Raw genomic sequence first — 12,086 nt, 5'->3', positions numbered from 1 at the left:
GATTAAATTCTACGATCTAATTTGCTTTTCCCAAGCTTTTATTCACTTTTTATACAGAGGCTGTGGAAAACTTCTTATTTATGATGATCCTATATGATCGAGCGACAGGATCCTTTATAATTACTGTGTTAGCCGTGTAATTATGATTGACTTTTGTTGTCTTCATCTATAATATCTCGCGCTCGCAATGGCACCTGTGCCAGGATCGCGACCTGCATAGGATGTTTTAACCTTAACCGATCGGATGGAATTGTTATGAAAAGAACTTTTCAACCTAGCGTTTTAAAACGCAAACGTACACACGGTTTCCGTGCTCGTATGGCAACAGCAAATGGCCGTAAAGTATTAGCTCGTCGTCGTGCTAAAGGCCGTAAAGTTCTTTCTGCTTAATATAAGTGGAAGACTTTAGCTTCAGCAGGGAGTTACGTTTGTTAACTCCCTCGCATTACTCTCGTATATTTAATGAACCAGCTCGCGCTGCGACTCCTTTCTTTACCTTATTAGCAAAACCCAATGACCAAACAAGTCCTCGACTAGGTCTTACTGTCGCTAAAAAACGTGTTAAAAAAGCCTGCCAACGTAATCGTATTAAACGACTTGCTCGCGAAAGTTTTCGTTTAAATCAACACAAAATCGATAACATTGATATTGTGCTTATGGTTAAAAGTGGCATTGATGAGCAGTCAAACGAAGAGTTAACAAAACAATTAAATAAATTGTGGCGAAAAATTAACGAACGCTGCAAGCCGGGTGCACCAAAACCACCCCCTTTCAAAAAACGCCCTAATAAATCAGCAAAATCTAATAAACAAGCCTGATATCAATAGAATTACGGGCATAATTAAGGTATCTTTAGCTCACCTTTTAATCATGCATTTAAAATTCTATCTTGGGAATTTAAATTCATGGTATTCCATTGACTAAATTAACGCAGGGGCAGACACACCATGAGGTTACTTAAACCACTTGTTGCTATTCCAAAGCGCTGTTTAGTCATGCTAATTCGTGGCTATCAAAATTGGATAAGCCCGCTATTAGGTCCACATTGCCGCTTTAATCCAAGCTGTTCTCATTATGCTATTCAAGCAATTAATTTGCATGGAAGTGTAAAAGGCAGTTGGTTAGCAGTTAAACGCATATTAAAATGTCACCCTTTACATGCAGGTGGGGATGATCCCGTTCCTGCAAAAAATCATATTAACCACCAACACGAGAAATAAGAGCTGTTATGGAATCGCAACGCACGTTTTTATTAATCGGCTTGATGCTTGTGTCGTTTTTATTATTCCAAGAGTGGAATAACGACTACAATGCACCAAAAGCTGATCCAAGTGCCACAACACAAACACTAGGCGCAACAACATCAGAGTCAGATGACTTTATTCCAGCATCATCTGACGGTGAAGTTCCTGTTGCTACAACAGCAAAGCGCTCAGTTATTGATGTAACAACTGATGTCTTCACTGTAAAAATTGACACCCGCGGTGGTGACATTATTGAAGCAGACTTACTTCAATACGAAGAGACAAAAGGCAGTGATACACCTTTTATGCTACTTGGTGAGTTTGACGGTAATCAATACTTCTCACAAAGTGGCTTAATTGGTTTAAACGGCCCAGATGCAACTGTTGCTGGTCGCCCTGTTTATAAAACCACACAAAAATCGTTCACCTTAAATGGCGATGAGCTTCGTGTACCACTCGAGTTTACCGACAGCAAAGGTGTGACATTTACCAAAACTTATATCTTCAAGAAAGGCGACTACGCTGTAGATTTAGAGTACACGGTAAATAACGTAACAGCGGATCCGATTCAAGTGCAGCTTTACACGCAAGTGAAGCGTACAGTACAAGATAAAGGTAGCTTAGTTGATCAAAACTACTTAGGGGCTGCATACGGTACTGAAGAAGAGCCTTACGAAAAATACAGCTTCTCTGATATGGCCGACAAAAACCTAAATGTTACGACGGCTGGTGGTTATATTGCGTTTATTCAACACTACTTTGTAAGTGCATGGGTTCCACAGCAAGACCAACAAAATACGCTATACAGCAAATTAGTGGCTGGTAATGCTGCCATCATTGGTACTAAAGGTGAAGCTGTTAACGTACAAGCTGGCACACAAACAACCCTTGCTTCGACTTACTATATGGGCCCGAAAGAGTCTGATGTACTTGAAGCAATTCACCCAGACTTAGACCTTACGGTTGATTACGGCTGGTTATGGTTCATCTCGCAACCATTATTCGTGCTACTTAAATGGTTGCACAGTATCCTAGGTAACTGGGGTCTAGCTATCATCGCTATTACTGTCATTGTTAAATCTGCAATGTACCCACTGACAAAAGCACAATACACGTCAATGGCGAAAATGCGCGCATTACAACCTAAAATGGCTGCACTAAAAGAGAAATTTGGCGATGATCGTCAAAAGTTCGGTCAAGCTATGATGGAAATGTACCGCAAAGAGAAAGTAAACCCGATGGGTGGCTGCTTACCGCTTTTACTACAAATGCCAATCTTCTTAGCACTATTCTACGTATTCTTAGAATCAACAGAATTACGCCATGCTGAGTTTGTATTATGGTTAACTGACTTATCAGCGAAAGACCCATACTACGTATTACCAATTTTATTTGGTGCAAGTATGTTCATCACACAAAAGCTGCAACCGATGACGGTTCAAGATCCAATGCAGCAAAAAATGATGACGTTTATGCCGGTAATCTTCTCTGTATTCTTCTTATGGTTCCCATCTGGCCTTGTACTTTACTGGTTAGTATCGAACCTTATCTCTATCGCGCAGATGCTTATCATCTACCGTGGAATGGAGAAAAAAGGCATTAAAGTAAGAGGCTAAAACCCTTACGCACAAAAAAGGCGACTTAGGTCGCCTTTTTTAATGCCCAGTTATTTTTAACCGAGTACAGGTGCATAAAGCTGCTTTGGCACGCTACGTTCACTAACGCTAACGCTTGTTATTACCACAGAGCCTATAACCAAGCCTATGGCTATATAACCTGATACACCTAACCAGCTAGAAACGGTTGCTTTGCGTTTAACTCTCAGCCAGCTCATGTAAATTCCAACACCACTAACACCGCTCATCAAGCTACCAAAAATAGCCCAAATAAACTTTGTGCCTAGACCTGCAAAGTTTCCAAAATGCAGTGGATCAGCGGTGTCTTTTATACGTGGAACAAACGGCAAGTCTTGCCCTTTTTGAATGCCTAACACGGCCCCTGTGCTTGCATTTATATAGACGCGATTAGCGCGTAGGCGTAGTAAAATATCGTTATTATAGCCACGAACTTCGATAGGCTGTGCTGCTTTTTGTCCGTAACCAATATAACGAATATCTAAACTAGGAAAAGCCTGTTGTGCTGCTTCGTATGCGGCCGTTAAAGATATTGGCATCATATTACTTGTCGACGCGCTTTGTTTTAGCGCAATAACCTTTGTAGGTTCTGCAACATAATGATCTACTTTGGCTGTTTGCAATCCATGCTCTATCAGATACCAAAGACCCGTTACCGCCATAACAGCAATAAACCACGTACTCCAAAGTCCTACAAGCTTATGCCAGTCTGCCCAACCATTGCGTTTATGCAATAAAAGTGGGGCTGGCTTTTTAAGAAAGCCTTGCCACCAGCGTCGGTAAACAAAAAAGCTCGAGACCAGTAATATAAGTACTAAGATACTTAAGCTTGTCACAATCAACTTACCAGTCCAGCCCATGGATAAATTCATATGCCAGTTACGTAAAAACCGCGATATTCGTGCCCACTCTCCTTCTCCTAATACTTCTCCTGAGGCAGCATCAAGATAAACAAACCGAAATGTATCATTAATTTTTAGCGCAACTTCTGTGGCTAAATAATCTTGCTTATGACGATGGATATACAGTACTTGTGCATTGGGATAATGCTTATTAAGACTGGATTCTATCGCGGGATAGTTAGTCATGGGTGAAGAGCTTAAAGCACGATATTTACTTCCAGTCAGGTACTCTATCTCGTGACTAAGGGTTGCTAACGTACCGGACACACAAATAACAAAAAGCAGGACCCCAACAACGAGTCCTGCCCACGAATGTAAGTTAAACCACTGCTTAGCGCTCACACGCCACCATTAAAAGCTGTATTTAGCACTTAAATAAACACGGCGTGGCTCACCGGGAAAATGCCCCGTACGTTCAATAAAGCCACTGCTTGCATATTCTTTATCAAACACATTTTTAACTGATAGCTGCCATTGCCAGTTATTTAAGGTCGTTTGCCATGCCATATTGTAGATAGTGTAAGGTTGAACACGTTGTCCGCCCAAGCTAAGCTGCTCATCAACATAGTCTAAACCTGCAGAAATAGATGACGATACGCGAGGTAGTTCATAGCGTGTCCAAATACCCAGGGTATTTTGCGGCGCATTGGCAAACTTATCACTGTTAGGAATTTGATTACGTATGCTGTCATTGGCTTTAGTGATACGGGTATCATTATAGGCATAACTTGCTGTCACAACCCAACGCTCGGTAATATCACCAACCACTTCGAGTTCAAACCCTTTACTTTGCACTTCGCCGACGGCCACTAAATCATCAACCCCATCGCCTGCAACATCACCCAACAAACTGGGTTGCAGAATATTTTTGCGCACAATGTCATAAGCGGCCATATTTACAGCTAAGCTATCATCAACAAGCTTCGTTCTTAAGCCCACCTCATTTATACGACTTGTTTCAGGAGCAAAAGGTCCGCCCTTGGCTGTTTCTTGATCGCTGGCACTTTGTGGTACAAAACCAGTACCATATAAGGCGTAAGGAAAGAAAGTATCATTAATATTGTAACTGGTGCCGACACGATAAGTGACATCGCTATCAGAAAACTCGGTCTGATTTAACTCATCTTTGTCTTCAAAGCGATCGTATCTTAACCCCGCGGTTATGCTCCAGTTGGCAGTGACATCAAGTTGGTCTTGCACATAAGCACCAAAGCGTGTGCTATGAGTACTGCCAAGTCTGGGTGTAATAGCATTGAGATCATAATCATCGCGAGACGTTAAACCATACTCGGGATCTTGAAGGTCAAGCCCAGGGACAGGCCCTCCTTTACTTTGTTGCGTAGCTGTGCGGTAAACACTTTCGAAATCATGCTCATACCAATCACTACCAAATAAGACTTGGTGTTGCATATTAACAAATATAAACTCAGCTACCGCATTAGCGGTTAAGCTAAACCCTGTATTTTCACGAAGTTGATCACGAAATTCGCGGTGACTCCAATCAACAATGCCATCGCCATTGGTATCCACAAGCCCTCTCGGCTCATGGTAATTTTGCACTTCTTTATTATCAAAATAACGTGCTGTAATATCCGTACGCCATACATCATTAATGTCGTGTTTTAAAATAGCTTGATAAACATGCGCCTCAACATTTTGGAAATCAGTCGCTTCATTATGATTCCAGCTAATATCCGTAATAAAATGCCCATTATCATCAGCAGGCACCCCACGAAGGCGTGCTCCTCCTAATTCTTGCTCTATATACGTATATTGCGTTGTAAGCTCTGTTGCGCTGCTTATCAGCCAAGTATAACCAAGATCAACAATCGTATTATCACTGCTGGTATTAGCGCGAAATGGCTTTTCTGAATCACGATACAAACCAACACGATAAGCATGATTATCTAATGAGTCACTCAAGGGCCCTGTACTTTCTAATGCGCCACTAATAAAGTCATCATTACCAAGCTCAACTTCAATACTGTGCTTTTCAGTAAAGGTTGGCTTCTTGGTTACATAATTAATAATACCACCTGGATTACCGCTACCGTATATAGCACCCGCAGGCCCTTTTAACACCGCAACTTGTTCAATATTAAATAATTGTGGAACAGCAAAGCCGTTGAATGGATCGCCTTTGACACCATCATATAAAATTTCATCTTGGCGAAAACCACGAAATGTTACACCTGAATAACTAAAACCATTTACACCGGCAATATTACTGTATAAATCGGTAATCTGTCGGGCAGCCTGATCGTTAATCAGCTCCTGTGGCAAAATTTGAATAGACTGTGGGATCTTTTCAATCGGCGTATTAGTGCGGGTCCCGAAGCTTGACTCGGTTGGTCGATATAAAGAAAAAGCACGCCCTATTACATCGATTTTTTCGATTTCATTTTGATCTGACGTTTGTTGATTCTCAGCAACTGAAAAACCAGAAAAACTCGCGAGAACAGCTAATAATAAAGGAGAATAGCGCATATATTTTTAAATTATAAAGTAAGATGCAAATACCTTAATGAATATAATTATCATTTGCAATTAGTGTTTATTATTTATTAATGTTGAATAAAGTAAAACTAATAGCAACGACTAAGTTGGTATTTTTATACACCGCTATTCGCATGAAATTAAGCCATAGGTTACAATACAAACCAGCATCATTTTCAATATTGGCAATACTAAAAGCATGATTAATCAAGATACAATTGCAGCGCAAGCGACCGCACCCGGACGAGGTGGCGTTGGTATTATTCGCGTTTCTGGCAGCTTAGCCAAAACGGTAGCAGAGCATATTATTGGTCGCTGTCCTAAAACACGTTACGCAGACTATGTGCCTTTTAAGAGCTTAGACGGCGCACAGCTAGATCAAGGTATTGCCCTTTTCTTCCAAGGACCAAATTCTTTTACCGGTGAAGATGTACTTGAACTACAAGGACATGGCGGTCCTGTTGTACTCGATATGCTATTAAAAGAAATTAGCCATATTGAAGGTGTACGGTTAGCAAAACCAGGGGAATTCTCAGAACGTGCATTCATGAATGACAAGCTTGATTTAACACAAGCCGAAGCAATTGCCGACCTCATTAACGCAACCAGTGAGCAAGCTGCAAAAAGCGCCCTGCAATCTCTTCAAGGTGAGTTCTCAAAACACATAGAGATGCTGGTGGAAAAAGTCATTCATTTACGTATGTATGTTGAAGCAGCCATAGATTTTCCAGATGAAGAAATCGATTTTCTGACAGATGGAAAAGTAGCAAATGATCTCGATGCCATCATTCAACAACTTGATAATGTCACGCAACAAGCAAAGCAAGGGACGATAATGCGCGAAGGTATGCGTGTAGTCATTGCAGGTCGACCGAATGCGGGTAAATCAAGTTTATTAAATGCGTTAGCGGGTCGTGATGCAGCCATTGTTACCGACATAGCCGGCACCACACGAGACGTACTGCGAGAACATATTCATATAGATGGTATGCCGCTTCACATTATCGACACAGCCGGCCTTCGAGAAAGTCCAGACAAGGTAGAGCAAATTGGTATTGAACGCGCCTGGGAAGAAATTAATCAAGCCGATCGCGTGTTATTTATGTTAGATGGCACCGACACCGACGCTACAGATCCACATGCTATCTGGCCAGAGTTTATGTCTAAGTTACCACAAGGCATGGGCGTCACGGTGATCCGAAATAAAGCCGATATTTCGGGTGAAAATGTCGGTATGGATGAACATGATCAATACCCTGTCATTCGATTAAGCGCCAAAAATGCTGAAGGTATAGAGTTAGTTCGTACTCACTTAAAAGCATGTATCGGTTTTCAAGGCGCAACCGAAGGTGGCTTTATGGCCCGTCGTCGTCATCTCGATGCACTACACCATGCAGCGCATCATCTGCATACAGGTAAAGAGCAACTTGAACAGCATATTGCCGGTGAAATATTAGCTGAAGAGTTACGCTTAACTCAGCAGTTCCTAAATGAAATTACAGGTGAATTCACGTCTGATGATTTGCTCGGCAAAATATTTAGCTCGTTCTGTATCGGTAAATAAACGCCGGTCATCATTATTAGAAAAGAGTCGCAAGACTCTTTTCTTGTTCATAAACAGCACTTTCATTAACAGGTTCAGTGCCGAATACAGCCAGCAATAAATCTTACACTCATTAATCTATTGATGTCATTTATAGGAGGACATCATGGATAAATATCACATTTTTCATCAATTACATAAGCAACAAACAGGCTTTGTATTACCTAATGCATGGGATCTAAGCTCAGCGCAATTTATTCAAGCTTCAGGAGCAAAAGCCCTTGCAACAACAAGTTGGGGAATTGCCGCAAGTTATGGCTTACAAGATGGTGAGAAGATCCCATTTAGTTACCTACTATCGCTGGTCAAAACACTCATCAATCACCTCACTATCCCTTTATCTGTAGACATTGAGTCAGGCTATAGTAACGACGCACACGTAATTAGCCAGCATGTACTTAGCTTAGCCAAGTTAGGGGTTGTAGGTATAAATATAGAAGACTCTGACAAAGTAACATCACAGTTAAGATCGCTTGATCAACAGTGCACTATTATAGAGAAAATAAAGCAAACTCTGGATGAAAATGGCTTCGAAAAGCTCTTTATTAATGCCAGAACCGACACATATTTAATAGAAAAAGATCCCTATGAGCTGACATTAGCACGAGCAAAAGCCTATGAAAATGCAGGAGCAGACGGTGTGTTTGTACCTGGACTTTGCAAAATTGAACAGATAAAAATGCTGGTTAACGCACTTAATATTCCAATAAATGTGATGGCAATGGCAGATTTTAACTGCCCAAAAATAGCATTTGCTGGTGGGGTTAAACGATTTTCTTTGGGGAATTCTCTATATGATCTTGTTGGTGAAACGCTAAAAAAACACTTAACACAGCTTGGAAATAACGAGCCACCAGCCATAAAGCTGATCTTAAATACAATTTAGATCGGCGATTGGTAAAAATGTTATCCACATTTGGCCTGTTTTTAGATCTAAACAGCTAAACGATCACTATTTATCACTGTCATTTTTGTTATTCAGAGTAAATATGGCAGTTTTTTAGAGGTTTTTACCTTTAAAAACTAATTTTTTCGTTTATTTTTCGTTTTTTTCGATCGAATTTACCGATCGAAAAATACAATTCGATCGTTATCAACAAGCGATCTATCCACAAAACGATCTCACCAAATACCTCCCCCCGATCTGAGCGATTCTTTCAATTCAGATATTTAAAGATCAATCACTTAGCAAAGTTATGCACGTCTAGAAAATAGCCTTGATCAGAACTTTCCCCAAATTTACTAACAGCTTGATCAACGACTTTAAATTAGCGAAATAAATTAAAAACATTATAAATCAAAAACTTAAAACAAAATAAAAATTAAAGAGTGATTTTTGAACATAAAAACTTATTCAGATCGTAATTCAACACTTTACTCACACTACAAGTTCGTTATTATGTGCCCACTTAACTCATTACACGATCAACGACATGCAATCAGTAAATATCATTGTGGGTAGTCAAATGGGATCTGCCGAATATGTTGCAGAGCAGCTCGCTGAATCCCTTGAACAACAAGGGATTCAAGTAAAGCTTCATGAACAACCCGTTTTCAATGATATCGATCAACAAGACACTATCTGGCTATTATGCACATCGACTTATGGTGCCGGTGATTACCCTGAAAACTTACTTCCTTTTATTGAATCAGTTAACCAACAAATTGATTTAAAAGGATTAAAGTACAGTGTTATAGGTTTAGGTGACACCAGTTACGACACATATAACTACGCAGGCCGTCATATTGATGATTTATTTATAAGTAAAGGCGCAAGCCGCGTAGCAGAACGTTTAGAGCTAAATATATTAGATGAACAACTGCCAGAAGATACGGCCTTAGCCTGGCTACCCAGCTGGATCAAGTCTGTGGGTCTTTAAAGTATAGAGTGGCAAGATCTATTAAAAAAGTTACCCACAATTTACTGATAATTTAGATCAGATTGTGGATAAACACTGATTTACCTGCGTTTTTAACCTAGTTTATCCATTGGATAAGATCCATTCGATATTGCCCTGTGTATAAATAGGTCTTTTGATCAGAGCTTGTTAGCGGTTAGATCCGATCATATTAACACCTTTGGATCTGACTTAAGATCATGTTTTAAATATAGAACTAAACATTATCAACAGAAAACCGCTTCAGTAGTAGTAAGAGTAATAAAAGATCTCTTTAAAAGATCCTTTATATTATTAGAGATCACCCACTTAGATCTTGAGCACTGTTTAATCATTTATCTTCTCTAAATTTCTAGGTAGAATACGCTCCCTTTACAAAGTTTTGCTGGTCGATTAAGTAGGATCCATAAATGATTTTTCACGAAAGTTTTGATGTTATTGTTGTCGGTGGTGGACATGCAGGTACTGAAGCCGCATTAGCCTCTGCTCGCATGGGTATGAATACCCTATTGCTAACACATAATATGGATACCCTTGGTCAAATGTCATGCAATCCAGCTATTGGGGGCATTGGCAAAGGTCATTTGGTTAAAGAAATTGATGCACTCGGTGGTGCAATGGCACAAGCCATTGACAAAGGCGGTATTCAATTCCGTACTTTAAATTCATCAAAAGGCCCTGCGGTTAGAGCAACTCGTGCACAAGCTGATCGTGCTTTGTATAAAGCGGCTATTCAACATACTTTACAACACCAAGAAAATTTAAAGATCTTCCAGCAATCATGTGATGATCTTATTGTTGAAGGTGAACGTGTACTCGGTGTTGTTACCCAAATGGGACTTCGCTTCAGCGCCCCTACTGTTGTGCTTACAGTGGGCACTTTCTTAGGTGGCCAGATCCACATCGGTTTAGAAAACTTTAAAGGGGGTCGCGCAGGTGATCCACCATCAATTGCACTGGCACAACGTTTACGTGAATTACCTTTTAGAGTCGATCGTTTAAAAACGGGGACACCTCCACGTATTGATGCGCGTACTGTTGATTTCAGTAAAATGCAAGAACAACCAGGTGATACACCAATACCCGTGTTTTCATTTATGGGTAAGCAATCGGATCATCCACAGCAGATCCCGTGTTATATCACTTATACGAATGAAAAAACGCATGACGTGATCCGTAATAACTTACATCGTTCACCTATGTATTCAGGTGTTATTGAAGGTATTGGCCCACGTTACTGCCCTTCTATTGAAGATAAAATTGTTCGTTTTGCTGATAAAGACAAACACCAAATTTTTGTTGAACCTGAAGGTTTAACATCATACGAATTATACCCAAATGGTATTTCTACCAGTTTACCGTTTGATGTTCAGCTTGAAATTGTGCAATCAATTACTGGCTTTGAGAATGCACATATTTGTCGTCCTGGTTACGCAATTGAATATGACTTCTTTGACCCTCGTGATTTGAAACAATCATTAGAAACTAAATTTATCAACGGGTTATTCTTTGCTGGCCAAATTAATGGCACCACGGGCTATGAAGAAGCGGGTGCTCAAGGGTTGATTGCTGGTATGAACGCCGCATTGCAAGTACAAGGTAAAGAGCCTTGGACTCCGCGTCGTGATGAAGCATACACAGGGGTATTAATTGACGATTTAGCGACGCTAGGTACAAAAGAACCCTACCGTATGTTTACTAGCCGTGCTGAATACCGATTATTACTTCGCGAAGATAATGCTGATATTCGTTTAACTGCAAAAGGCCGTGAATTAGGCTTGGTTGATGATGCTCGTTGGGCTGCATTTAATGAAAAAATGGAGATTATCGAGAAAGAATCGCAACGCCTAAAAGAAACGTGGATCCATAAGGATCATGTTGCGGTTGATCAAGTAAACGCATTATTAAAAACGCCACTGACACGTGAAGCGAGTTTAGAGGATCTGATCCGTCGCCCTGAAATTCGTTATAACGATTTAATGGCCATTGAAGGATTAGGATCTGAATTTAATAACCAAGCTGCGCTTGAGCAAGTTGAGATCCATACAAAATACGCAGGCTACATTGCTCGTCAGCAAGACGAGATCAATAAACAATTGCGTCATGAGCAAACTGTATTACCAAAAGACTTTGATTACTCAACGGTTTCTGGTTTATCAAATGAAGTTGTTGCTAAATTAACAGATAGTCGTCCAGACACGATTGGTCAAGCGTCACGTATTTCAGGTATCACCCCTGCTGCTATTTCGCTATTATTAGTATATCTGAAAAAGCAAGGCTTACTACGTAAGACTGCGTAGTTGGTAAGG

General features: G+C 40.4%; 10 protein-coding genes. 8 read left to right on the top strand and 2 right to left on the bottom strand.

Going from position 1 to position 12,086, the window contains the following annotated elements:
• Positions 1–255: 255 nt before the first annotated feature.
• From rpmH to yidC, 4 genes are all read left to right on the top strand, one after another.
• On the top strand, positions 256–390 hold the full coding sequence (gene rpmH / locus BM378_RS18405; protein WP_008488847.1) for a 50S ribosomal protein L34: 135 nt from the start codon (positions 256–258) through the stop codon (positions 388–390).
• Positions 391–395: 5 nt separating this feature from the next.
• Positions 396–818: a ribonuclease P protein component gene (gene rnpA, locus BM378_RS18400; protein ID WP_036973690.1), complete on the top strand. Its 423-nt coding sequence runs from the start codon at positions 396–398 to the stop codon at positions 816–818.
• A 129-nt stretch (positions 819–947) separates the two neighbouring features.
• Entirely contained in the window at positions 948–1,220 is a 273-nt protein-coding gene (gene yidD, locus BM378_RS18395; RefSeq protein ID WP_036973693.1) for a membrane protein insertion efficiency factor YidD, read from the top strand.
• An 8-nt stretch (positions 1,221–1,228) separates the two neighbouring features.
• Positions 1,229–2,860, top strand: coding sequence for a membrane protein insertase YidC (gene yidC / locus BM378_RS18390; protein ID WP_036973695.1), 1,632 nt, complete (start codon positions 1,229–1,231; stop codon positions 2,858–2,860).
• 56 nt (positions 2,861–2,916) lie between these two features.
• Here yidC and BM378_RS18385 read toward each other — a convergent pair whose 3' ends face one another.
• Both BM378_RS18385 and BM378_RS18380 read right to left on the bottom strand, forming a co-directional pair.
• Positions 2,917–4,122, bottom strand: coding sequence for a PepSY-associated TM helix domain-containing protein (locus BM378_RS18385; RefSeq protein WP_036973697.1), 1,206 nt, complete (start codon positions 4,120–4,122; stop codon positions 2,917–2,919).
• A 9-nt stretch (positions 4,123–4,131) separates the two neighbouring features.
• Positions 4,132–6,267, bottom strand: a complete 2,136-nt coding sequence (locus BM378_RS18380) for a TonB-dependent siderophore receptor (RefSeq protein WP_074989746.1) — start codon at positions 6,265–6,267, stop codon at positions 4,132–4,134.
• 208 nt (positions 6,268–6,475) lie between these two features.
• On the opposite strand from BM378_RS18380, the gene mnmE reads away from it, so the two are divergent.
• The 4 genes from mnmE (at position 6,476) to mnmG (ending at position 12,077) form a co-directional block, all read left to right on the top strand.
• Positions 6,476–7,840: a tRNA uridine-5-carboxymethylaminomethyl(34) synthesis GTPase MnmE gene (mnmE, locus tag BM378_RS18375; protein ID WP_065978282.1), complete on the top strand. Its 1,365-nt coding sequence runs from the start codon at positions 6,476–6,478 to the stop codon at positions 7,838–7,840.
• A 145-nt stretch (positions 7,841–7,985) separates the two neighbouring features.
• A complete protein-coding gene (locus BM378_RS18370) occupies positions 7,986–8,765 on the top strand; it encodes an isocitrate lyase/PEP mutase family protein (RefSeq protein WP_074989745.1) in 780 nt (259 codons plus the stop codon).
• Positions 8,766–9,312: 547 nt separating this feature from the next.
• Positions 9,313–9,759, top strand: a complete 447-nt coding sequence (mioC, locus tag BM378_RS18365; protein WP_065978284.1) for an FMN-binding protein MioC — start codon at positions 9,313–9,315, stop codon at positions 9,757–9,759.
• A gap of 428 nt (positions 9,760–10,187) precedes the next feature.
• Positions 10,188–12,077, top strand: a complete 1,890-nt coding sequence (mnmG, locus tag BM378_RS18360; RefSeq protein ID WP_074989744.1) for a tRNA uridine-5-carboxymethylaminomethyl(34) synthesis enzyme MnmG — start codon at positions 10,188–10,190, stop codon at positions 12,075–12,077.
• The last annotated feature ends 9 nt before the right edge of the window (positions 12,078–12,086 follow it).

Source organism: Pseudoalteromonas lipolytica, assembly GCF_900116435.1.
GTDB classification, from domain to species: domain Bacteria; phylum Pseudomonadota; class Gammaproteobacteria; order Enterobacterales; family Alteromonadaceae; genus Pseudoalteromonas; species Pseudoalteromonas lipolytica.
Note: the sequence above shows the minus strand (reverse complement) of the source record. Positions and strands in the feature narration are given on the sequence as shown.